The 23395-nt window shown below is 44.5% G+C and carries 18 protein-coding genes; 8 read left to right on the top strand and 10 right to left on the bottom strand.

What is annotated here, in order from left to right:
* Positions 1-5: 5 nt before the first annotated feature.
* The 5 genes from vmeQ to R8N46_RS02610 all read right to left on the bottom strand — a co-directional run bounded on the left by vmeQ (position 6) and on the right by R8N46_RS02610 (position 9647).
* Positions 6-3146 (bottom strand): efflux RND transporter permease subunit VmeQ, encoded by a 3141-nt coding sequence (gene vmeQ / locus R8N46_RS02630; RefSeq protein WP_054577085.1) that lies wholly within the window; start codon positions 3144-3146, stop codon positions 6-8.
* Positions 3147-3156: 10 nt separating this feature from the next.
* On the bottom strand, positions 3157-4299 hold the full coding sequence (vmeP, locus tag R8N46_RS02625; RefSeq protein WP_054578671.1) for an efflux RND transporter periplasmic adaptor subunit VmeP: 1143 nt from the start codon (positions 4297-4299) through the stop codon (positions 3157-3159).
* A 90-nt stretch (positions 4300-4389) separates the two neighbouring features.
* A complete protein-coding gene (locus R8N46_RS02620) occupies positions 4390-5181 on the bottom strand; it encodes a hypothetical protein (protein ID WP_213972132.1) in 792 nt (263 codons plus the stop codon).
* Between the two features lie 528 nt (positions 5182-5709).
* Positions 5710-7869 carry a prolyl oligopeptidase family serine peptidase gene (locus R8N46_RS02615; protein ID WP_213972130.1) on the bottom strand — a complete coding sequence of 720 codons (2160 nt, stop codon included), beginning with the start codon at positions 7867-7869 and terminating at the stop codon, positions 5710-5712.
* A gap of 206 nt (positions 7870-8075) precedes the next feature.
* On the bottom strand, positions 8076-9647 hold the full coding sequence (locus tag R8N46_RS02610; RefSeq protein ID WP_213972129.1) for an ABC-F family ATP-binding cassette domain-containing protein: 1572 nt from the start codon (positions 9645-9647) through the stop codon (positions 8076-8078).
* A gap of 445 nt (positions 9648-10092) precedes the next feature.
* Here R8N46_RS02610 and R8N46_RS02605 point away from each other — a divergent pair, with 445 nt between their 5' ends.
* The 3 genes from R8N46_RS02605 (at position 10093) to R8N46_RS02595 (ending at position 13263) form a co-directional block, all read left to right on the top strand.
* Positions 10093-10518: a universal stress protein gene (locus tag R8N46_RS02605; RefSeq protein ID WP_005375398.1), complete on the top strand. Its 426-nt coding sequence runs from the start codon at positions 10093-10095 to the stop codon at positions 10516-10518.
* Between the two features lie 166 nt (positions 10519-10684).
* On the top strand, positions 10685-11302 hold the full coding sequence (locus tag R8N46_RS02600; RefSeq protein WP_005375391.1) for an NAD(P)H-dependent oxidoreductase: 618 nt from the start codon (positions 10685-10687) through the stop codon (positions 11300-11302).
* Positions 11299-13263, top strand: a complete 1965-nt coding sequence (locus R8N46_RS02595) for a monovalent cation:proton antiporter-2 (CPA2) family protein (RefSeq protein ID WP_005385095.1) — start codon at positions 11299-11301, stop codon at positions 13261-13263. The genes R8N46_RS02600 and R8N46_RS02595 overlap by 4 nt, the downstream gene beginning before the upstream one ends.
* A gap of 91 nt (positions 13264-13354) precedes the next feature.
* On the opposite strand, the gene R8N46_RS02590 is transcribed toward R8N46_RS02595, so the two are convergent.
* Positions 13355-13648 carry a hypothetical protein gene (locus tag R8N46_RS02590; RefSeq protein ID WP_005392536.1) on the bottom strand — a complete coding sequence of 98 codons (294 nt, stop codon included), beginning with the start codon at positions 13646-13648 and terminating at the stop codon, positions 13355-13357.
* Positions 13649-13893: 245 nt separating this feature from the next.
* Here R8N46_RS02590 and R8N46_RS02585 point away from each other — a divergent pair, with 245 nt between their 5' ends.
* Positions 13894-14187 carry an ArsR/SmtB family transcription factor gene (locus tag R8N46_RS02585; protein ID WP_005375388.1) on the top strand — a complete coding sequence of 98 codons (294 nt, stop codon included), beginning with the start codon at positions 13894-13896 and terminating at the stop codon, positions 14185-14187.
* A gap of 108 nt (positions 14188-14295) precedes the next feature.
* On the opposite strand, the gene R8N46_RS02580 is transcribed toward R8N46_RS02585, so the two are convergent.
* On the bottom strand, positions 14296-15645 hold the full coding sequence (locus R8N46_RS02580; protein WP_005385092.1) for an alpha-amylase family protein: 1350 nt from the start codon (positions 15643-15645) through the stop codon (positions 14296-14298).
* A gap of 520 nt (positions 15646-16165) precedes the next feature.
* Between R8N46_RS02580 and R8N46_RS02575 the strand changes: the two genes are divergently transcribed.
* Positions 16166-16522 carry a MerR family transcriptional regulator gene (locus R8N46_RS02575; protein ID WP_005375386.1) on the top strand — a complete coding sequence of 119 codons (357 nt, stop codon included), beginning with the start codon at positions 16166-16168 and terminating at the stop codon, positions 16520-16522.
* Between the two features lie 103 nt (positions 16523-16625).
* Entirely contained in the window at positions 16626-16958 is a 333-nt protein-coding gene (locus R8N46_RS02570; RefSeq protein WP_258870117.1) for a carboxymuconolactone decarboxylase family protein, read from the top strand.
* A gap of 77 nt (positions 16959-17035) precedes the next feature.
* Here the strand turns inward: R8N46_RS02570 and R8N46_RS02565 are convergent, their stop codons facing one another.
* Together R8N46_RS02565 and R8N46_RS02560 are read right to left on the bottom strand one after the other, a co-directional pair.
* Complete coding sequence (locus R8N46_RS02565) at positions 17036-17266, bottom strand: PAS factor family protein (protein ID WP_005375384.1); 231 nt, start codon at positions 17264-17266, stop codon at positions 17036-17038.
* 282 nt (positions 17267-17548) lie between these two features.
* Positions 17549-19975: a M9 family metallopeptidase gene (locus R8N46_RS02560; protein ID WP_005375382.1), complete on the bottom strand. Its 2427-nt coding sequence runs from the start codon at positions 19973-19975 to the stop codon at positions 17549-17551.
* A 448-nt stretch (positions 19976-20423) separates the two neighbouring features.
* Between R8N46_RS02560 and R8N46_RS02555 the strand changes: the two genes are divergently transcribed.
* Positions 20424-21401 (top strand): hypothetical protein, encoded by a 978-nt coding sequence (locus R8N46_RS02555; protein ID WP_213972128.1) that lies wholly within the window; start codon positions 20424-20426, stop codon positions 21399-21401.
* Positions 21402-21432: 31 nt separating this feature from the next.
* On the opposite strand, the gene accD is transcribed toward R8N46_RS02555, so the two are convergent.
* Positions 21433-22296, bottom strand: a complete 864-nt coding sequence (gene accD / locus R8N46_RS02550) for an acetyl-CoA carboxylase, carboxyltransferase subunit beta (RefSeq protein ID WP_064354563.1) — start codon at positions 22294-22296, stop codon at positions 21433-21435.
* A 141-nt stretch (positions 22297-22437) separates the two neighbouring features.
* On the opposite strand from accD, the gene R8N46_RS02545 reads away from it, so the two are divergent.
* Positions 22438-23337, top strand: a complete 900-nt coding sequence (locus tag R8N46_RS02545) for a LysR family transcriptional regulator (protein WP_318098162.1) — start codon at positions 22438-22440, stop codon at positions 23335-23337.
* Positions 23338-23395: the final 58 nt, after the last annotated feature.

Here is a 23395-nt window from a genome sequence, read left to right as displayed (position 1 = left end):
CAGCGTTATTGCTCGTTCACCTTAAGTTCAGAGGGTTTCTTTCGCTTAAACTTCTCGCGCAGAGATTGCATCATCACGAAGAACACTGGCGTCAGCAACGTGCCTACAAACGTAGAAAGAATCATGCCGCCGAATACCGCAAAGCCCAGTGAGTGACGAGATGCCGCACCGGCACCCGATGCAATCACCAACGGGAATACCCCCCAGATGAAGGCGAACGCAGTCATCTGTACTGCACGGAAACGGATTCGAGCAGCTTCTTTGGCAGCATCAATGATTGATAAGCCCTTTTCTTCTCGCAGAACTTTGGCAAATTCCACGATAAGAATCGCCACTTTGGCGGACATACCGATCAAGATGACCACACCAATCTGCACGTACAAATCGAACGGTTGTCCCACCAGCAGTAGCGTGCCCATTGCGCCGAGAATCGCGACTGGAACCGCCATCATTACCGCAGCAGGAATAGTCCAACTTTCGTACTGAGCCACCAAGAACAAGTAGGTGAACAGCAAAGACAATGCGAACGCGATTGGCGCCATGTTGCCTGCTTTCATCTCTTGGTAAGTCATGCCTGACCACTCGTACGAGTAACCACTTGGCAAAGATTCCGCAGCCAGTTTTTCAATGGCTTTTACAACATCACCCGAGCTGTAACCTGGCGCTGACGCACCGTTCACGGTTGCAGAACTGAACATGTTGTAGTTCGATAAGGTATCAGGGCCGAAGATCGGCTTCACTTTCACTAGCGTTGCCAGTGACACCATTTTTCCAGAGCTTGAGCGAACAAACAGATGGTCGATGTCGTCGATGTTGTCACGGTATTGCTCTTCTGCTTGCACTTTCACTTGGTACGAACGACCAAACAAGTTGAAGTCAGAAATGTAGGCACCGCCCAACTGTGCTTGCAGTGTGCTGAAGATTTCATTCAACGGTACGCCCATCGAAATCGCTTTATCGCGATCAATATCGATGTAGCGTTGCGGAATGTTCGCACGGAAAATCGAGAACGCACGCGCCACTTCAGGCAGTTGGTTGATTTGGGCAACAAAATCAGCGGTTGTTTTTGCCAACTCTTGTGGAGAACGGCCCAAGTTGTCCTGCAGCACAAGGTTGAAACCATCCACCGCACCCATGCCTTTGATTGCCGGCGTCGCGAAAACGAACGAAGCGGCATCTGGCGTTGAGTTCAGCATTTGGTTAACTTTGTTCATCAACGCACGTTGGTGTAGTTCAGGGTCTTTACGTTTGCTCCAGTTATCCAGTTTGATGATCAACATGCCCGAGTTTGGAATCGACGCCATGTTAATTACCGAGAAGCCCGCAACCGAAACCACGTTCTCCACACCTTCCATCTGTTTTAGCTCATCAACGTACTTCTTCATTAATGGTGCAGTACGCTGCAATGCTGCTGCGTCTGGCAAACGCATTTCGACCATGAACACGCCTTTATCTTCGTTCGGAACGAAAGAAGAAGGTACGGTCATGAACGCAAATGCCAGCACCGCAATAAGCGCGCCATAAACACCGATACTCAGCACAATGCGGCGGCTCAAGAAGCCAACTAAACCTTGGTATTTGCGCGTTATTGCTTCAAAACCTCGGTTAAACGCACGCAAAGGCGCAATAGGTTGCGAGTGAGTAGATTTCAACATCAAAGCACAAAGCGCTGGCGTTAACGTTAATGCGTTGATCGCAGAGATCAGCACCGACACACAGATGGTGACCGCGAACTGGTTGAACATCCGACCAGAAATACCCGGCAATAGCGCAACCGGTACGAATACCGCCAACAAAATAAGCGTTGTTGCCAATACTGGACCCGTCACTTCTTTCATAGCTTGGATAGTGGCCGGAATCGGGTCTAAATGCTCTTCATGGATAACCCGTTCCACGTTCTCCACCACGATGATCGCATCGTCCACCACGATACCGATGGCGAGGATCAAGCCAAACAACGAGATGGTGTTAATGGTCATGCCCATCACGCCCATGATTGCGAACGTCGCAATGATGGAAACCGGAATCGCTAAGGTTGGGATGATGGTCGCTCGCCAGTTCTGCAAGAAAACGTACACAACGAAGGTTACAAGAAGTACCGCAATCACCAGCGTCTCGTACACTTCATCAATCGATGTCTCTACGTATTCGGTAGAGTCATAAGCGATGTCGTAGACCAAATCATCTGGGAACGATTTCTCGTACTCTTTCATGGCCTCTTTCACGCGTTCCATCACGTCTAGCGCGTTCGCTGTCGGCAACTGGTACAAGGCCAGAACGGCGGCTGGTTCGTTATTCATACGACCATCAGCTTCGTAACCTTGTGCGCCAACTTCGACACGAGCCACATCTTTCAAGCGAATCAAAGAACCTTTCTTGCTCGCGCGGATGATGATGTTCTCGAACTCTTCCGCAGAAGTAAGGCGACCTTTGGTTTGCAAAACATATTGATATTGCTGGTCACCCGGAGCTGGCATACCACCGATCTTACCCGCCGCCACTTGGATGTTTTGCGTTTTAATTGCGCCAATAACATCGCTAGCTGAAAGCTTCAAGGTGGCCAGTTTATTTGGGTTCAACCAAATACGCATTGAGTAGTCTTTCTTACCCAGCAACGTAATGTCACTCATACCTTCGATACGTTTTAGACGCTCAACGATATTGAGATCCGCGTAGTTAGAAAGGTAGATACTGTCGTAAGACTGTTTCGGAGAACGCAGTGTGATAACGCCCAGCATGTCGGAAGATTTCTTCTTAACCGTCACACCGATTTGGTTTACTTCTTGTGGTAGAGATGACGTCGCCTGTGCCACCAAGTTGTTCACACGAACCTGCGCCATATCGCCATCTGCGCCCACTCGGAAGTAAATACGCAATGTGTATGAGCCATCGTTACCAATCACAGAAGACATGTAAATCATGTCTTCAACGCCATTGACTTTGGCTTCTATCGGTTGTGCTACCGTCTTTTTAACCACGTCCGCGTTTGCACCCGGATACATGGTGCTCACCGTAATTACCGTTGGAGAGATTTGAGGATACTCAGAAATTGGCAAGACTTTCAGGGCGATCATACCCATCAATGTCATCGCCAGTGAGATCACCAAAGCAAACTTCGGCCGGTGAATGAAAAATTTACTTAACATCAGTACTCACTCAGCCTTGTTCACTCTGTAGTTCAACGTCTTTCACCGTTGCACCCGGACGCACTTTTTGAAGACCATTAACGATGACTTTTTCGTTAGCCGCCAAGCCAGTCAGCACAGCACGTTTCACACCGTAGGTCTGACCAAGTTCAACGTTACGACGAGACACCACGTGATCATCACCAACCACCATGACGTAGTCACCCGCTTGGTCTTGCTGAACAGCCGCCGATGGGATAAGCAAACCATCAATGGTTTTGTTGCGCAGCTTGATGGTCAAGTTGCCATATTCACCCGGCATAAGCGCGTAAGTTGGGTTATCAAATTGTGCTTCTGCTCGAATTGAGCCTGTTTCTAAATCGATCTTGTTGCCAACGGCGTAGATCTTGCCATCAAGCGGATACAATGAACCGTCTGAAAGCGTCAGTGTTAAATCAACATCCAGTTTGTCATCGTTACGATGAGCCACATCAATCGCGCTTCTTACGCGGCGGTAGAGCTTCTCATCCACATCAAAGCCAAAGCGAATTGGGTCGATTTGAGTGATCGAAACAAGAGGAACGAGTTGAATTTTCGAAATACGGTCACCCACTCGGAAGTTGCTGAACCCCACGCGGCCAGAGAAAGGAGCACGCACAGAGCTAAATTCAAGATCGAGCCTTGCTGAAACCAGCGTCGCCTTCGCCTCTTCTACCGAAGCAATCGCTGCGGCTTGCGCGGCAATGGCGTCATCGTATTGCTGCTCACTGATGCTTTTATCTTTGATGAGTTTCTTCACACGTTCTGCATCACGCGTAGTTTGAACGAGTTGTGCTTTTGCTTTTTGCAACGACGCTTTTGCATACGCCAGTGCCGCTTTGTAAGGACGGTCGTCGATTTCAAACAGCAATTGGCCTTTTTCGACCATATCGCCATCTTTAAAATGAATCGCGGTTAATTCGCCACCGACTCGAGGCATAATATCAACGTCATTTACCGCTTCAGTTCGACCGATAAAAGTATGATAAGGAGTGATTTTTGTTTCGGTTAGGGTAACGGTTTCAACAGAGGGTGCTTGGGCAGTTTTCGTTGCGATATCGCCAGTTTTGCATCCTGATAGTAATGCAGAAGATATAGCAATAGATACCAACGCAAATTTATATTTGGCTTTCATGATAAACCTACTTTATGTAGAAAGTGCCCTAGCCTAAATATTTAAATATATGGATAAACACACTTTCTATTCTGGAAATAAACGAGGGAGTTAGAATTGGTAGTTAAATTCGATACGGTGATCACCATCACCGAAATTAACGTGATCATTCCAGTTTGCAAAGTAACGAATATTTGCGCGAGGATTAATTTGATAAGACAACGCAAACTCATGAGCCAAGATATTATCTTCACCTGCATAATAAATATCTTTATATTGACTAGACCCTGACAACGTATGCATATACATTGGGTTGTAGTTAATCCAGATTTTATCGGTTAATTCAATTTTTGAGTACATACCCACAACAGTGAAAGTACCTGGAATTTCATAACCTTTGTCATCACCACTAAAATCATTAGCAATAGTGACACCCGCACCAGCTAAAGGAAATAGCTGCAACATACCAAACTTAGGTAGACCTTGAATAAAGCTATAAGATGCATCTAATTTATCGTTATCAACGTCGTAGTTTACATCTAATTGACGGCCTAGACCTTTTGCGAATTCTACTTGGAAATTACGTAGTCTGAAAGAGTCAATGCTGTCATCAACGTTGGCATATATTGGATCGTCATTGTCGCGAATGCCAAATAGCTCACCACCAATGCCTTTCATTTCAATGATGTTCATCGCCATGGTACCAGGCTGGCTAGATTGGTAAGTTTGACCGATTTTGATGTTCGCGCCTTTATCAGTAATACCAAAGCCAGCTTGGGTGTATACCGCAAGTGGGTCAGACATATCTTGTAGTTCTTCGTTATTGTTTGTCTGCGCATAGGCAGAAGACGCGAGTTGTAGGGCTGCAACCATAATGGCAACAGACGGTTTCACTAAATTCATAAAACTGTATCCATTTTAATGATTATAAAATTATTCACGTAATGAGGTCATCATAAATAGCAAGCAACACAACTCGCTTTGGATAACATAAATTATCAAAGCAAATTCAATAATGACGAAACATTCGACGTTTTAATTAAAATAAAATAAAGCATCGTAAAAGTTCAATCACCGCTACTTATATCTTATATAACTTGAAATTTGGTAATACTAACGAAGAAGGAAATATTAAAAATTATGAAAATTCAATTATCATTAGAAAAAATGATTAATTAATTTTACCATATAAATAGAGAGTGCAATGGATTTAGGTGATCGCGATCAATGTTTCATTTCGATCGTACAACACTCTTCAGATTAATTAGAACATTATAATAATTTAAAAAATCTTAGTTTGATTAGCCTAGCATCAGATTAGAATAGTAGGCCTATAATAAATAAAAAGGGAATCACTCTCTGTGATTCCCTTTTATTATCGAGCGATAAAGCGCCGATGCGTTTCGATAACTAAAACGCAAACAATTCGCACTATTGCAGTTTCTCTATTCCCATATTGAACAGTGCAAAACTATAAATATCTGCATTTGTCTCAATTATTTTACGCGTTGGTGTGCCTGCACCATGTCCTGCATTGGTTTCGATGCGAATTAAGGTCGGATTTGAACCCGCTTGCTTCGATTGCAACTCAGCTGCAAATTTGTATGAGTGAGCAGGAACAACACGGTCATCATGATCACCGGTTGTAATCAATGTTGCTGGGTATTCCACCCCTGCTTTTACATTGTGCACCGGCGAATAACTTTTCAGATATTGGAACATCTCTTTACTTTGCTCTGCCGTGCCGTAGTCATACGCCCAACCAGCACCTGCGGTAAAAGTATGGTAACGCAGCATATCCAGTACGCCGACTGCTGGCAGCGCCACTTTAAACAGCTCTGGACGTTGCGTCATAACGGCCCCTACTAACAAGCCACCATTCGAACCACCGTTAATGGCTAACTTGTTTGATGACGTTACCTCTTCATCAATTAGGAATTCAGCCGCAGCAATAAAGTCATCAAACACATTTTGCTTTTGCATTTGAATGCCAGCGTTGTGCCATTCTTTGCCATATTCCCCACCACCACGAATGTTCGCTACCGCGTAAACACCACCAAGCTCTAACCAAGCCGCGCGTGTCGGGCTAAAAGATGGCGTGAGGCTAATGTTGAAACCGCCATAACCATATAGAATGGTTGGTGCGCTGCCGTCCATCGGAGTCCCCTTTTTATAGGTGATGATCATCGGCACTTTTGTTCCGTCTTTTGAGGTGTAAAACACCTGGCGAGATTCATATAAAGCTGGATCAAATGGCGCTTTAGATTTGTAGTACACCTCGCTATCACCATCTTTGATGTTCAGACGATAGGTAGTGCTTGGCATCTTGTAGTTGGTGAAAGAGTAGTAGACTTCGGTTTCTTCTTTTTTCCCCGAGAAACCGTATGCGCTGCCAATATCAGGCAATTTGATTTCTCGGATGAGTTTGCCGTTCATGTCGTATTGCTTCACCATCGAGATCGCATCAACAATATAGCTCGCAAACAAATTGCCACCCGCGGTAGAAACACGTAACACGTTCTTTGTTTCAGGAATCACATCTTTCCAGTTTTTGGGCTGCGGCTGACTTGCATCCACCGTCACGACGCGTTTGTTCGGCGCATTAAGGTTCGTAACCAAGTACAGTTTCGTGCCTTGGTTGTCTATCACCCAAGTATCAGAACTGGTGTTATCTAAAATGGTTTTCAGCGGGCTATTTGGCTTACTCAGGTCTTTAAAGAACAGTTTGTTGCCCGACGTCGATACGCTGGCTGAGATAAACAAGTAGCGTTCATCTTCCGACGTGTAACCCCCAACGTAGCGATACTTTTCGTCCTTTACACCACCGAAAATTAATTGGTCTTCACTTTGTTTCGTCCCTAGCTTATGAAAGTAGAGCTTGTGTTGGTCTGTCTTCGCGGAAAGTTCACTCCCTTTTGGCTTGTCATAACTTGAGTAATAGAAGCCTTGATTGCCGAGCCAACTGATGCCACTGAACTTAATATCCACCAGCGTTTCGCCGACGGGCTTTTTGGTTTCTGTGTCTAACACAATGACTTTGCGCCAATCGCTACCGCCTTCCGAAATGCTGTATGCAACCAAAGAACCATCACGTGAAAAGCTCACTCCCGCTAACGATGTGGTGCCATCTTCACTAAAAGTATTTGGATCGAGGAAAATTTCTGCTTCGCCATCACCTAACTGCCGATAAAGCACATCTTGGTTTTGTAGCCCGTCATTTTTGTAGAAATAAGTGAACTTACCCTCTTTGAACGGTTGGCTTTGCTTTTCGTAGTCCATGAGCTTAGTGATGCGCTCTTCAATCTGCTCGCGGTAAGGGATTTTCGACAGATAATCAAACGTCACTGCATTTTGTGCCTTAACCCATTCTGCGGTTTCTGGGCTGAGATCGTCTTCCAACCAGCGATAAGGATCACTCACTTTTGTACCAAAGTAGTCATCGACAACATCCACTTTTTGTGTGGTTGGATACGTGATGGCTTTGGGGCTTACCTGTTCAACCGACGATTGCGCCGCTTCATTTGCATACGCCACAGACAACACACTTCCGAGTGCGAGAGCCGTTGTGAGTGCTAGGGTGTTCTTTTTCATGAAATTCCTTTTTATTTTTCTGTTGTCTTTTTGTGCAATACATCAGAACTCTACTATATATCGACAAAATGAATCTAATTTCATTAAACGAGTTGTGAAAGCCATCCTAACTCCCTCATTTCCTTCCAGTTCTACAAACTAGTAAGTGGAAGTGTAGAACTTGGGAACAATACTGAAGAGCCACGATGGCGTTTACTCTCTTTCGTCTAAGTCAGCTTGATTTGGCGCAAAACCCCAGACTCAGAAGCGAAATCTTGGTCGTGACTAATCAGAACAAATCCACCTTTGTATACATTTAACGCCTGACTAAGCATTATTTTTGACTCCAGATCGAGATGATTATCTGGCTCATCAAGCAGCAGCAAAGGCTGAGAGTTTTGGTGGCTGACTATCAGCATCGCGAGCTTCATCTTCTCGCCACCGCTCAGTAGGCGCCCCAACCGAAACACAGCATCTCGACGAAAACCGATCCCGGCCAATAAGGTCCTCGCTTCACTTTCCGTCATCTCTTGGCAGCTCTCCATCACGTTTTCAAGTAACGAAAGATTTGGATTCACTGCACCAAAATGTTGGTCGAGATAATACAAAGGCGTATTCACTTTCAGCTCACCACTCTGCAACGATAACTCGCCAAGCAACGTCTTTAACAAGGTTGATTTTCCGCAGCCATTTTTCCCTTTGAGATGGACTTTGTCGTTCGCAAAAATCTGCAACGTGATAGGTGTAGAATTCCCAAAAGGTAATATACCTTCTTGTATCGACAATACTTTTCGCGAACGGTTCGGATTATCTGTAAGATAAAGCTTTTGCGCCTTGAGTTGCTCATGTCGCAATTGCAACGCCTGTTCTTTGGCTTGTAAATGCGCTTGTCTGAGTTGCTCATTCTTATTGCGATTTGAGGCGCTGGCGGTCGCGCTATCCTTTTTTCCATCAAGCAAAATTTTGGGCTGACTGCCGTCTTTGCGCAGTTTGTTCCCTTGCGCGGCGCGTTGGTCTGCTTTTTCGCGATTTTTTTGGGCTTGCTCGGCTAACCGTTTTTTCTGTTTATCGACTTGCGCTAACTGCCTCTCGATCGCTTGCAGTTCAGTGCGTTTTTGCTCGGCGTACACATCGTAGTTTCCACCAAAAACCTGTAAGCCTAGGCCCGAGAGTTCCCAAATTTCCTCCATCTCTCGCAGCAGCTCACGATCGTGACTGATGAGTAAAATCGCGCCGCTGAAATGCGTCATAGACTCTATCAGCCATTGTTTCGCCTCGATATCGAGGTGATTGGATGGTTCATCGAGAATCAAAAGCTCCGTTTCGTTTTCAAACAACTGCCATAACTGCAAACGTGCCAACTGACCACCACTGAGCCGAGCACAAGAGAAATCAGGGTCTTGCGGCAAGCCCATCGCAGCAAGCTGCTGTTTGAGTTTCAGTTCAATATCCCACTGTTCGCCAACCAGTTCGAACCAATGCTCAGAAACATCACCTTGTTCAATCTGCTTCAAAGCATGTAAGGCCGAGTCTGTTCCCAGAAACTGGGCGATCGATTGCTGACCTGAAAGCAGATCAGACGGCTGCTGGCGATACATCATGAAAGAAGAGGGAGCAGTCACAACACCGCTGGCAGGCTGAGTTTCGCCCGCCAAAATGGAAGCCAAAAGCGACTTACCGATGCCATTGCGCCCAACCAAACCTACACGTCGTTTAGTCATGGAACAAGAAATAGACTGGAATAGCGTATCGCCATTATCAAACTGATGGCTAACATTAAAAGCTTGTAAAACTGGCATAATTTGCCTCCTGTATGACAGGGACAACAGCCGTAGCTATGATTTGAAATGGCAACAAAACGCGTGCACAAACGCATTAAGCTCTATGTAAAGTTCGACGATATACGTCAAATCAAAAAGTCGTCTTGTTGCAAAGAAATATCGGAAAGTGAGCTACGCCTACTAACCCTGCAGATCCAAAAAATAAGTAAAAATATGGATAACAGGTTTAGTTCTTCATGTTGGCGTAATCTCCTAGAGAAATGATGCGCAGAGTGTAGCCGCTTTTTTGTTCAAGAAGCAAGCTTTCTAACCAAATGTGAACAAAAAGAAAGTTTCACAGTAAGTTGTTATATCACATTAACTTTTTAACAAGTCTTTGAACAATTTCGAGATCTTAGCAACACAATTTTTATCCAAGCCATACTATGCTTAGGGTAAAGATAATCCACATAAGGGCGTGGTTATGAAATACAAACATATCCTTGTTGCACTCGAACTGTCAGATGAAAGCACCGTGCTTATCGACAGAGCGGTATCAATGGCAAACTATCTCGACTCCGATATATCCTTTATTCATATTGATGGTACGCACGGAGAAATCTATCGTGAGCTTGTAGACATCAAAGAAAACCCGGATCAAAGGCCGTTGAATGAGCATTCAATGGAATGTTTAAAAACATTTAGTGATTACATGGATTACCCACTTAAACATTTCTTCGTAGGTACTGGCGACTTGGCTGATAAATTAGAGGTCACCATTAAAGAGCAAGAAGTGGATCTTCTGATTTGTGGTCACCACCAAGATTTCTGGAGCAAGATTATTTCTTACTCCAGACACTTAATTAACAAGTCACCGGTGGATATTCTAGTCGTCCCTATTCATGATTAGTAAAACGTAACGCTTCCCAAAACCACCAATTTATTTGGTGGTTTTTTATTGATATTGAAACAGCTTAAACAGTTTTCCAAACTAGCTTGGCGATCATTTATGAGTTACATTTTCTAACCAACCCGCGCTCCTACTGGGCATGGTTATTTAGATAGCAAGGATCCCTATGGCAAATAAAAAAGTACTCATTCTCTTTGCTCATCCTTCCCAGCATCGTTCAGAAGTGAATACTCCACTTTTCAAAGAAGCTCAAAAAATTGAAGGCGTGACATGTGTTGATCTCTATGGCGAATACCCTCGTTTCGATATTAATATCGACCGTGAGCAGCAACGCTTACGTGAGCATGACGTGGTGATTTTCCAATTCCCACTATATTGGTATTCAACGCCTGCGATTTTAAAAGAGTGGCAAGATCTGGTTTTGGAATATGGCTTTGCTTACGGTACAGATGGCACAGCACTGCAAGGCAAGACCATGCTTTGTGTGCTGTCTGCAGGGGGCAAAGAAGAAGCTTATAAGGCAGAGGGCTACAACCACTTTACGATTCGTCAACTGCTTGCGCCCATTGAACAAATGTCCGCACTGACCGGCATGAACTACATTGCCCCTCTCGCGATGTTTGGCGCACGTACAGCAGATGAAGAAGGGCGAATCCCTCGTCATGTTGAGCGGTACAAGAGCCTGCTAACAGCTTTAGTCGAAGATAGGTTGGATGTTGAAGCTGCGGCGTCATTAATCAAGCTTAACAGCGCATTGCCAGAGCTCATTAAGGAGGCTTCATGACAGGAATATTCTTACAAGCCTTCATATATTTGATTGCTGCTGTAATTGCAGTCCCACTTGCTAAGCGTTTGGGACTTGGGTCCGTTTTAGGCTATCTCATCGCAGGTGTGGTCATTGGCCCAATTATCGGTTTAGTCGGTGAAGAAACAACAACAATCCAGCACTTTGCCGAGTTTGGCGTGGTGATGATGCTGTTTCTCGTTGGTTTAGAGCTCGAACCCAAAATGTTGTGGGCGATGCGCAATCGCTTAATGGGCTTAGGAGGTCTGCAAGTCGGCGGTACCGTCGCGGCGATTATGGGTATTGCCTTGTATTTTGACCAGCCTTGGACCATAGCCTTAGCCATAGGTTTGATCTTCGCCCTCTCTTCTACTGCGATTGTTTTGCAAACTTTTAGCGAAAAAGGATTAACGAAGACGGAAGGTGGACAAAACGCTTTCTCCGTGTTGCTTTTTCAAGATATTGCAGTGATACCAATGTTGGCGTTCATTCCTCTATTGGCCTTACCTGAATTAATTGAACAGGCACAGTCCGCGGCTCAAACAGCCGCAGCGCACCATGAAGAATTAAGCCTCGTTGCGGGGTTGCCCGGCTGGGCATACGGCATCGTAATCACAGCATCGATTGCAATCGTCGTCGTTGGTGGACACTTTTTAAGTCGACCTCTGCTCAATTATGTGGCTAGCTCTGGTTTGCGAGAAATCTTTACCGCAACTGCACTCATGCTGGTCATTGGTATCGCTGCACTGATGAGTTTAGTGGGCTTATCTCCTGCCTTAGGAACCTTCTTGGCTGGCGTTGTATTGGCGAACAGTGAATTCCGCCACGAGTTAGAATCCAATATCGAACCATTTAAAGGCCTATTGTTAGGTCTGTTCTTTATTACCGTTGGCGCAGGGATCAACTTCTCGGTCCTTTTTGGTGATTTCTGGTTGGTCATGGCATTGACTATTGGCGTGATGGTTTTGAAAGCCTTGGTGCTGTTTATTCTTGCACTGATATTTAGGGTGAAAGGCAGCAACCGCTGGCTGTTTACCCTAAGCTTGGCTCAAGCAGGTGAATTCGGCTTTGTGCTTCTAAGCTTTTCAGTGCAAAACCACGTCATCCCATTTGAACTTTCACAAACTCTTGCGTTAGTGGTTGCGATTTCGATGTTCCTGACACCAGGTTTGTTTATTCTGTTTGATAGAGTGATTCTGCCGCGCTTTGAAAGCCAGTCAAATGAACGCGAAAGCGATACGATTGAGGAAACAGGCACGGTGATCATCGCCGGCATCGGCCGCTTTGGACAAATAGTGAATCGCCTATTGGTATCAAACGGCGTGACTACCGTGGTACTTGACCATCAATCTGACCAAGTCGATAACATGCGCCAGATTGGCACTCGCGCCTATTTTGGCGACGCGACTCGACCAGATATGCTACATACAGCCGGCATTGAGCACGCCGCTGCGTTGGTTGTGGCGATTGATAACCAAGAATCGAGTGTAGAACTGGTGAAGTACGTTAAGCACACGTACCCAAAAGTAACAGTGATTGCACGTGCCTTTGACCGTGGACATGGCTATCTTTTGCGTCAAGCGGGGGCTGATATTATTGAATCAGAGACCTACCATTCTGCATTGGAGATGGGCGGTCACACAATGAAAGCCCTTGGCATTCACCCCTTCTTTGTTGAACAGCAGAAGGCGACATATAAGCGTGTTGAAGCACGTAAGTCAGAAATACTCTACAAAGCTTGGGAAGATGATTCTGAAGGTGAACGCTATGACAACAATTTCCGACAACTGTTTATTCAGTTAGAGGAGAAAATGGCGGAAGAGATGCAAAAAGATCGTCATGACAAACTATCGCGGTCAGAACGTGGTTGGACACCGCCACCTAAAGGTTACGCCGATGATTTTAATGAAGATAACGTCCAAGAGCTAACACCACCAAGAGAAGAGCCTATCCAACGATAACGCACTCCATATTAAAACCTCCCACTTGGGAGGTTTTTATTTTTTCAGTACAGAGCCACACGCCGTGCAGGATAAAATGATCTTCTCGATATTACATAAGATCATTCATTAAAATCTCATACTCTTCGTTTGCTTCTTCCACTAAATGAGAAAGCTCTAACGCATCAGTAACTGCAAGATTGAACTGCCACGGAGTTGTGTCTTCTTTACCACAGATTCGAGTTTCACACCCACGACTCTCAAAAGACAAATCATCAAACTCTGTGGTGTGGCGCTCTTGAAGTTCAACAATCTCAACTTCTAATTTACCAACAGGGTTGACTTTAACGTGGGCATGTAAATCCGAACTGTTAGACAAACAATAATCTCTATGAACCGCAATCATGGCCGCCTCCTTGGTCTGCCAACTGACAACTCAACATTGAGTGTAGACGAGGGATTTTGAACGTGGCGTGAAATAATAATGAAGATTGATCTGTCTCATTAGAACAGACAATTGTTGTCATGAAGGCATTAGCCAGCATGAATCTCATCTGATTTAAATTGTTCTGAGATCGTAATAGTTGGCATTTACCGAGACTTTCCCTATTATCGAAACAAAATTACTGTGGTCATTCTTTAGAGGTCAGTATGGAGCTTGAAGCCGTTGCTAAAGCACTAAAAGAGTTAGGGCATCCGACTCGTTTAAGTATTTACAAAGAAGTCGTCAAAGCGGGATACAAAGGTATCGCGGTAGGCGGCGTACAAGAAAAGCTTGGCATTCCAGCATCCACTCTCTCTCATCATATCTCGAGCCTTGCTTCAGCTGGTCTTCTCACCCAGCGCCGCGAGGGTAGAACCCTTTTTTGTGTTGCAGAGTATCAGTGCTTAGATGACGTAATTGGTTTTTTAAAAGCAGAATGTTGCGTTAACGAGTGCTCATAAATTTCTAGCAAAAACGAGAGAGTTTGAGTTTCTATTGAACTTCAGCAGAACGTGAATGACGATGAAAAACATACACACCGAAGTTGCTAAGCTCGGTGTGTACATCTTCTAGTTCGCGACAAGTAACATCGACGACTTAGATGGTACGATTAACTTACCGTCAGTTGGAATGATTTGTTCTGTCATCAAATCAACCCAATTGCCATCCGTTTTTAATGTCAAAGACTGTTGACGCTGTGATTTATTAAGCACCACAATACCTTTGTCACCTCGCTTAAGTACGAGCATGTCATCGTTACCTTCAAGAACACTCATCGGCTCGCCATGCGTCATATTATGGAACTGGATCATTTTTGCCATTCTCGGGTCGCTCCATGCACCTTGCCACCTTGGCTGACCATTTTTACCTTTAATACCGCTGGTGTTTAAGTCGGTATAAATCAACGGCACACCGCCATCTCGGCCTAGAATATAGGCATAAGCTAACCATTCGTTTTCCTCGTCCATGATGAGATCAAGAAAGACATCATTGTTAGGAATATCATGTGTGATAGCAAATGTAATCGCACGACCGGGGGACAAAGCCTGACCAAAACAATAGGGATCAATCAGAGACTTGAAGCTGCCCTTTTTAGCAAACGCCTTAAACATGGTTGAGAACAAAGGGAAATCGTACGCACCTAGGCGAGTTTCCTGTAGATACGGCTCAAGAAACAGCTGATACTCTTCTTCCGTCGCACCGCCATCGGTAATAATTTCACCAAATATATGCACATCCCGCGTGATGTCGTCTGTCCAAACACGCTTAAGATGCTCTAACGTCATGTGTTTCGCAGCGTCAATACGAAAACCTTTCACACCAATAGCTTTCAGCGCCTTTAGGTACGCTCGCTGCTGCTCAACGACATGGTCACAAACACGAAGAGTTGGCAAGCCAGGATCGGTTGGTCCACCTGTGATACGTCCGTTTTGAACCTGCCACTTATCTTTCCAGTCTTTGATGCCGAATGCTTCAACAAAGTCCTCTTCATCAAAAAGTGGTTGAGATAGATCGCCAAACAACGCTAGCGACTGATATTTCTGTTTGTTGTTCTGGTATTCCTCCAAGACCTCTTGTCTTGGGTACTGAAGGTCTCTGCGAAGGTGGGCCTCATTTGCCATATGGTTAAACACTACGTCGGCATAAACCCACACACCAACTTGCTCCAGTTCACGAACCATATGAATAAAATCTTTGGTATCACCCAAAGCATTATCGATAACACGATAATCTTGTGGTTGATAACGCTGCCACCAGCGCTCATCGTGTGCGCTTTTCATTGGTGGCGAAACCAACACAGAGCCATAACCAAGCTCGCGGATTTCTTTTGCTCGTTGGGCAATGTCAGCATACTTCCAATCAAACGCATGTAAGATAACGTTTGCACCGAATGATTGTGTTTCCTGTGAGCCACTCATGTTGTTCTCCTGCTCGTTTCCACTCACGATTACTTGTTTGCATTTTTTTGTGAGTGAATTCAATAATCGAAATTATAAAAGCTATTCATCAGAGGCACTCACCCTTTTAGCACTAACTCAAGGCTGAAATCGAAGGCGTAGCGACTCATCCATTGCACAGCGATAAATCGTTCTGAGTGAATAACGGGCACACGACATACAACCCGAACAGACCAACACAAAACTAAGGCATTGTTTTGATTAACAAAAACTTAAATTTAAAAAGATAGAACATAAGACCTATGTACGCCCTAAAATAGGCCCAAAGGATAAAAATAGCCAAGCCAACCCGTTGAGTAATCAATTGTTAATAAAACGAAACTGGCAGATGGATCACGTTTGGCGCGTTTCAAAAATCCAGTAAATCACCATACCTAGCGTTAAAAGACTAAAGATTTCTGTTTGTATCTGTCCCGAAATGACTTCAAAATGCGAAACTTAGCTTATCTCTATGGGGTATGCTCTACCTTGGAGGATAATAATGAATATCAAAGAATTTTCTGACCTCGTCGGGCTATCTGCTCATACACTTCGATACTATGAAAAAATCGGTTTACTTAAACATGTCCATAGAAACGCGAGTGGACATCGAATGTATAGTTCGAAAGATCTAAACTGGATAAGCTTTGTTAAGCGTTTAAAAGAAACTGCAATGCCACTTGAAGAGATTCTAGAGTATGCCAAATTAAGGGAAGTCGGCTCTCAATCTGTACCACAACGTCAAGCCCTGTTAGAACAACACCAAGAAAACCTCAAACGCCACATTGAGCAACAGAAAAAGCACTTATCGGCTCTAGAAGAAAAAATTGCCTTGTATAAAAGCGGAAAAGTTCGTTGACTTAGAGTTAACTCTAACGATTAAGGTGTGTTTACGTTTATTCACTAGGAACATACCGATGGAACAATCACGCTTTAACAAAGGATAAGAACTACTCTCTCAAATTGATGGCGACGCTGGTCATAATGTCATCGAAACCTTACAAGATATTTGTCCAGATTTAGCTCAGTACACCATTGAGTATCCGTTTGGCGATATTTATGCTCGCCCGGGCTTAGACCTAAAATCGAGAGAAATCGCAACCGTCGCCGCGCTAACGGCAATGGGGAATTGCGCGCCGCAACTAAAAGTGCACTTAAATGCAGCGCTGAATGTAGGCTGTAGCGAGGATGAGATTAAAGAGATCATTTTGCAGATGTCCGTCTACGCAGGTTTTCCCGCGGCATTAAACGGCATGTTTGCATTCAAAGAAGTGCTAGCGGAAAGAGCAGAGTAAAAACGACGTTGAAATCAATTTAACCGCAATTAAAAACGGCCCTTGGGGTTCGGGCCGTGATTAAAACAACGAGTGAATTAGCGCTCAGGAGTTTCAAGCAGTTTAACCGCGCAATCTACCGCGTTGTTAATGCCTTGACTGCTCTCCAACTTGCCTGAACTTGCAGGACCAAGGGCACAAGAATACAAAGCCAGCTGCTTATCGAACGGCAGATCCAACTGTTCATAGAGATTTTGTCGGATTCTTGCATGTTGTTCTGGTTCTTGGTTAGCAAGGCTAATCAACGTTTCATAAATAAGCGTTTTCATGTCTTTCCCTTTTCACTTTATTGCACGGGGTGCATATATATTGTATCCATTTGGGAAGCACAAATCAGAAGCTAGGTCACAGAACGCGTCGCTAAAAAAGTTTATGTGCGCGGTAAATTGCAATACAAACCTAAAGCCGTTTAGAAAAAGGGCAACTGATAACTCGATAGATCAGCCGATTAACTAGCATTCGCCGCTGTTTGTTTATAATCGTGTCCGATATAAACAAAAACGTCGCTGTATCAGCGACGTTTTATCTCGACTTTAGTTAATCGAACCTGTTTAGTTGAAGTGCACTAGCATTTCAACGTCATCGCCTTGCTCTGGAGCCTGAAGAGCGAAGTGCACGTACCCTGCTTCAGTAACAGGAATCGCAAGGTATTCATTGCTGCCTGCATAGTTGGACGCATACTCGTGCTGCTCTACTGTAGGCCAATGCTCCCTACTCGCGTATAGATCGACATTACCAGTTTGAGAGTGAGCCGTTAGCCATACACGAACCTCTTCAACACCTTCAGGCACATAAACTGCTGCATAACGCTGCTTGTGAACGGTAAGCATTTTGGCTTCACCAGACTCTAATACCACAGGTGCTAAATCATCTTGCACTTGGGTTGGCGGTGTTTGCGCTTCCACTTCTAACGCAGCCACAAGATTCACTGAGTCATAGCTATCACGTCCAGTTAAGCTGATGTAGTAACGACCCGCTTTAACGTAACCATCTTGCTCTGGTTCAAACACAATCTCTTCATTGCTGCCATCAGCATATTGACTCATTTCGAAATCATAGTAATGCGCGACTTTGTTGTAGCTCATGTAAAGATCCGCATCACCCGCACCCTCAATAGATACATTGAAGTTAACGGTGTTGGCTGGAACATCAACGTAGAACAGTTTTTCGCTGTATGCTTCGCCACTGAGCTGAAGGCTTTGGTTCGCCGTCAATTCAGTCACTTGTGCTTCAGGGCTTGTTGGTTCTGTTGGCTCTTCTGGGTCTGTATCAGGTTGCTCAGGTTCCACTTTTAATGTGTCCAACCAACGTTCAAACTCAGCATCGTATTGTTGACCTAAAGACGTCACCTGCTGTGCCCATTGTTCGAACTGGCCAGAGCGCGACAATGCCAACAAGCTTTCGACGTCTTGTGGATGATTTTCTAACATGAATCGAACAGCTAGATAACCCCAACGATAGATACGATTGGTATCGTGAGAGTACGTGGTATCAAACACAGTGGAAAGGCTAAGTTTACCATCTGCAATCAGCTCAATCGCAGCTTGGTAACCTTGCTTGTAATGCATGTATTCAGCAAAACCTTCTAGCCACCAAACAATATGACCATGAGCCAAGTTATCGCTGAACGAACCGTATTGGTTAAATCGTGCATCTAAATAGTGCGTGTATTCATGTTCTAGGTTCAAGATAGAGAGATCTTCACCATTCGCGTAGCGATAAGCGACGAAACGCGCAGTATTGTCCGCTTTTGAAGGGTCACCTTCTAGGTACTGACCACCGTTGTCCGTTGTATTACCAAATAGGAATGAAGAGTAATCAACGTAACTAGTGTTACTCGCGAATACCGCCACTTCAACACGATCATTCAAATCATCAGCGACAGGTTGATTACCCGTATTCGCAACTCGATGGAAGTCGGCTTCTTTTGCCGCTAGCACTTCACACGCTTTCGCTGCTTGAGCATCGGTCAGATCCTCAGAGCGAATAATGGCAGGTCCCTGACATTCAAAACGATTTGGCATTACACGTGCAGCTAAATCTTGCTTGGCTTGCTCAATATTCAGACCATTTAGGCCTTCTGGTGCGTAGTAGCTCATCATTTCAACGGCAGCAAGCCATAGTTTGTCATGCTCACTACCCAGTGGATAACGCTGCATCACCTGTTGCATTACTGCCAATGCTTTGCGTTTGGTCTCCTGATCTGGGCTCGCGAGCAAACGACCAGTTTCACGTAATGCATTGAAAACGATAAAGCTTGCATCCGTATCTAATGCCCAAGCATTATCAGATGCGAATTTCACCAACGTATCAATATGGTGTGTATTGTTTGCCATGTATCGGTAGAACGCATCGTTCGCCGCATGGCCTGCCATAGAGCGGAACAAGTTGTTTAAACCATCGACCCATTGCGTGTCCTGCGCGGTTTCACGATTAAAGTGCATCAACGCGGCCATCATGCTATCCATGGTCAGCGGCAACTGCTTAACGTTATCAACCATCAAAGTCAGGCTCTTCATTGCACCAACTTGTTCACGACCTTGATCCAAAGCATGAGGGTTGTTTAGGAATAGGTTCGTCGACTGAGCAAAACGCTGACTCAACGCTTGCGAAAACTCAGGTGTACCAGTACCAGCGTTGTAGCGAACGTAGTAGGCCGCTCGAATAAATTCGCCTAGGTTCTCTAGAATACGAGCTTGATCTGCTTCACCACGATAGCGAGCGATTTCTTGATCCAGCGCGACTTGGATACGGCTTAGGCTCGCTTCACTATAGATATCATTCAGCGTTTCTGAAGGTGCTGAAAACCAAGCGTGGTAGCAATCATACTCAGCACCAGAAACGGCAGTAGCCAGATCTCGCGATTGTTGTAAATCAGCAACAGCACACTGATTTTGTGCAAAAGAGAAGCCAGACACACTCGCTAGCATACAAGCAAGCGCCAAACGATGGCGCGGGAAAAAACGGATATGAGACATAACAACACTCATTGATTATTAACATACATTGAGTGGGGATTTATATTCTTTACAGCTCAAACAGTGAAATCAGTGTCATAAAATTTATGAAACCGCTCCCAAAAATAGGTCTTTTACTCTAATTAAATGGGAGCAATCCCACTCCCAAAAAACTCACAATTATCAATAAAAACATTAATTTACCTTTTTCTAAATAACGACTTTATGAGGAAAATTGCCCTTAAACGCCCCCCTTAACTCTTCCAGATAGAGTTCACGACAATCAAAGGTTCTAAATTAAATTTTGATGCTTGATACCATCTATTTTTATTTGTGACTCATTCCCAATAAGTCATCGAGTGCATATCAAAAGGCTGGCATTAATGGTAAATTCTCCGCCAAATCAAACACATTTACTCCTCCAGTCATTGATGAGTGAATAAAGCAGATATTTGGCTAGGGATAATACATGTCACTTTGGGGATTTTTGGGAGCGGGGATTGCCTACTTCATGACAACGTTTGCCTTTGTTTTTGGTGGCATTTTTTGGTTATGTGCTGAAGGTAATACATTAAGAGAAACAAAGCGCCAATCATCAATAATGTCCGGGGTTATTGCTTGTACTATTGGAACTTGGGTGCTTGCTTTTGGTGTTTACGTTTACGGTTACTTTTGGGATAACTCTTCTCACTATTATTTTTATTTGCTCGCTCCATGGGGACTTGCCATTTTTGGGGTAAAACTTCGTAACCGCTGGGTTAAGCAATACGCGCGTGTAAAACACGCAAAAGAAGAACAGTGGCAAAAGCACTGGCGAGAATTATTAGGGGAAGATACTGAAGAGCTTCCACCATATACACATGATTACGAGCTCTACTCGGGCATTTGGCAAGCCAATGAAGCGCTCCAAGAACAGTGTTTTGCAGCCCTTCCTCACGGGAAAGCAGTCTACGAGAGAGTGAAAGCCTTCCAAACGATGGCCTCCCCCGCTGGTGACATAAACAATCAAGTTTTGCTGAGTAAACTCGATCAACTAGAGGATGAAATCATTCAAGTTCTTGAGCAACACTCACAAAAGAAAGTAAGCATTGAAACTGGCGCAGGTACTTTACGCAAAGAGTCAAAACGCAATGTTTATCACCATGAGAATGGCCCAACAGAAGAGCAACTGTACGACTCAATCAACCTCCAACATGATTTGGATCGAGAGCTACGCTACATTATCTATGATCGGCTCGGTTACGATGGCGAAGATGAGTACTTTTTCCTCCAAGCGCCACTCGAAGAGCTTACCGAGAATGAAACCGCAATCAACTGGATGCTCTGGGGGTTAGTAAGCGACCATTTTGCTGTTGACCCATACCAAACGGCGTTGGATCTCAGCCTAATGAATGCGGAACCAAGATGGGGGCAAAATGAACGGTTTGTAATGATTACGGCTCAATAAACGCAAGTACTAAGTCTAACTTTAATACAACCTATTCTGAGACCACCCTCGCGTTGGTTAACTTAGCCAGTAAGCGGCCAACGCGATCGCGCATTTCACGTCTATCGACAATCATATCTAGCGCACCATGCGCTAGTAAAAATTCACTTCGCTGAAACTCGTCTGGTAGCTTTTCACGTACCGTTTGCTCAATGACCCGTCTTCCCGCAAAGCCAATACTTGCTTTAGGTTCACCAATATTGATGTCTCCTAACATGGCTAAACTCGCCGAGACGCCACCATAAGTTTGGTCCGTCAATACTGAGATATAGGGTAATCTGTGCTCAGATAAGTGGTTTAACGCGGCGCTGGTTTTTGACATTTGCATGAGTGCCACCAAAGACTCTTGCATGCGCGCCCCTCCGCAAGCGGAAAAACATACTAACCCAGATTTTGTATTAATTGCGCTTTCAACTGCTCGGACAAACTTCTCGCCAACCACTGCGCCCATCGAGCCTGCCATGAAAGAGAATTCGAATGCACACGCAACAACAGGCAGACCCAATAACTTGCCCTCCATCACCACCAACGCATCTTTTTCTCCAGTCGTTTTCTGTGCTAAAGCAATTCGCTCTTTATATCGCTTTAAGTCTTTAAAACCCAAAATATCTTGTGGCTCCAACTCACTTGCCAACTCTTGTTGTGTTCCATGGTCCAGAAAAGAGATCAACCTTTGACGCGCAGCCATTCTCATGTGATATGAGCATTTAGGGCATACTTCCAAATTTTCTTTTAACGCGGCACTATAAAGTATTTGTTCACACTCAGGACACTTTGTCCAAACGCCCTCAGGGATAGACGCTTTGCGCGAACCTATTATATTTTTATTCTCAAATAACCGTTCTAACCAGCTCATAAATTCACCACTATTGATTACGTTCTAGCGCGATATCTCGTTGTTTGTTCGCTTAAACTTGTAAATAAAATTGTATGTAACTTAGTACAGGGATAAAGTGCGATATGCTGGCTTGATAATCCAATAAAATGGGATAATGAAATGTTTGATAACGTTGACCAAATCTGGTTAAAAAGTTTTCACTGTGTTTATGAGAACAGCAGCTTTAAGCGAGCCGCTGAGTGTTTGAATATACCAACATCAAATGTCAGCCGACACATTGCCCTGCTTGAAGAAAAGTTAAACATTAGGTTGTTCAATAGAACAACAAGGCGAATGACGCCTACCGAGGCTGGAGAAGAGCTCTATAGCAGCACTCGTCCGTTATTGGAGCAACTCAACGCCGCACTAGAAACGGTAACGCGCCACTCACACACGGTAACAGGGGAACTGCGAATTCTTATGCCAGACACACCTGTACTGGCCAAAGCGGTTGTCACCTTTTGCACGCAATACCCGTCAATCTCTTTGTCTTGCGATACAACGCTAAACCCTAAAGATGATGTTATTGATAGCTTTGATGTCATTTTGAGTTTTCATAGAGGGACTTTGTCAGACAGTAACTGGGTGGCGAGAGAGATAAAACGCTGGCCCAGTGCCATTTTAGCCGCGCCTCAACTAATTGAGAAATACGCCACCCCTTACCAAATTACGGATCTAAGTCATGTTCCCTGCATCACGACGCTTACCGCAGTAAATGGTGCACCATGGGTATTCAAAAACCCTGTTGGGGGCCATATTACTCAAACTGTGCAATCTTCATTCAAAGTAAACAGCGGTCATCTCGCCAGATATGGCGCGTTATCAGGGCTTGGATACGCAATATTGCCAATTGAGTCATGCCAAAATGAGATCAAAAATGGTGAGCTAGAAATCGTCACTCTAGAGTACGAACCTGAGGATTTAGTGCTTTACGCCTTTTACTCGTCTAGAAAACATGTAGCTAAGAAAATATCTATGTTTGTTGAACATTTAAAGCAAAACGCAAAACTTAACGCCTAGCTAAGCTTTACTCAACTAATTTATCGTATTCTGTTTTATCGTCTAGAAAGGACAAACA

Source organism: Vibrio sp. 1874, assembly GCF_033344395.1.
In the GTDB taxonomy this organism is placed as follows: Bacteria; Pseudomonadota; Gammaproteobacteria; order Enterobacterales; family Vibrionaceae; genus Vibrio; species Vibrio alginolyticus.
Note: the sequence above shows the minus strand (reverse complement) of the source record. Positions and strands in the feature narration are given on the sequence as shown.

Excerpts from the sequence above, each read along its gene's own strand:
- R8N46_RS02575 (WP_005375386.1), top strand. The coding sequence starts at position 16,166 with ATGAATATCAAAGAATTTTCTGACCTCGTCGGGCTATCTGCTCATACA.
- vmeQ (WP_054577085.1), bottom strand. The coding sequence starts at position 3,146 with ATGTTAAGTAAATTTTTCATTCACCGGCCGAAGTTTGCTTTGGTGATC.
- R8N46_RS02565 (WP_005375384.1), bottom strand. The coding sequence starts at position 17,266 with ATGAAAACGCTTATTTATGAAACGTTGATTAGCCTTGCTAACCAAGAA.
- R8N46_RS02555 (WP_213972128.1), top strand. The coding sequence starts at position 20,424 with ATGTCACTTTGGGGATTTTTGGGAGCGGGGATTGCCTACTTCATGACA.
- accD (WP_064354563.1), bottom strand. The coding sequence starts at position 22,296 with ATGAGCTGGTTAGAACGGTTATTTGAGAATAAAAATATAATAGGTTCG.
- vmeP (WP_054578671.1), bottom strand. The coding sequence starts at position 4,299 with ATGAAAGCCAAATATAAATTTGCGTTGGTATCTATTGCTATATCTTCT.
- R8N46_RS02620 (WP_213972132.1), bottom strand. The coding sequence starts at position 5,181 with ATGAATTTAGTGAAACCGTCTGTTGCCATTATGGTTGCAGCCCTACAA.
- R8N46_RS02545 (WP_318098162.1), top strand. The coding sequence starts at position 22,438 with ATGTTTGATAACGTTGACCAAATCTGGTTAAAAAGTTTTCACTGTGTT.
- R8N46_RS02585 (WP_005375388.1), top strand. The coding sequence starts at position 13,894 with ATGGAGCTTGAAGCCGTTGCTAAAGCACTAAAAGAGTTAGGGCATCCG.
- R8N46_RS02605 (WP_005375398.1), top strand. The coding sequence starts at position 10,093 with ATGAAATACAAACATATCCTTGTTGCACTCGAACTGTCAGATGAAAGC.
- R8N46_RS02560 (WP_005375382.1), bottom strand. The coding sequence starts at position 19,975 with ATGTCTCATATCCGTTTTTTCCCGCGCCATCGTTTGGCGCTTGCTTGT.
- R8N46_RS02610 (WP_213972129.1), bottom strand. The coding sequence starts at position 9,647 with ATGCCAGTTTTACAAGCTTTTAATGTTAGCCATCAGTTTGATAATGGC.
- R8N46_RS02580 (WP_005385092.1), bottom strand. The coding sequence starts at position 15,645 with ATGAGTGGCTCACAGGAAACACAATCATTCGGTGCAAACGTTATCTTA.
- R8N46_RS02600 (WP_005375391.1), top strand. The coding sequence starts at position 10,685 with ATGGCAAATAAAAAAGTACTCATTCTCTTTGCTCATCCTTCCCAGCAT.
- R8N46_RS02590 (WP_005392536.1), bottom strand. The coding sequence starts at position 13,648 with ATGATTGCGGTTCATAGAGATTATTGTTTGTCTAACAGTTCGGATTTA.
- R8N46_RS02595 (WP_005385095.1), top strand. The coding sequence starts at position 11,299 with ATGACAGGAATATTCTTACAAGCCTTCATATATTTGATTGCTGCTGTA.
- R8N46_RS02615 (WP_213972130.1), bottom strand. The coding sequence starts at position 7,869 with ATGAAAAAGAACACCCTAGCACTCACAACGGCTCTCGCACTCGGAAGT.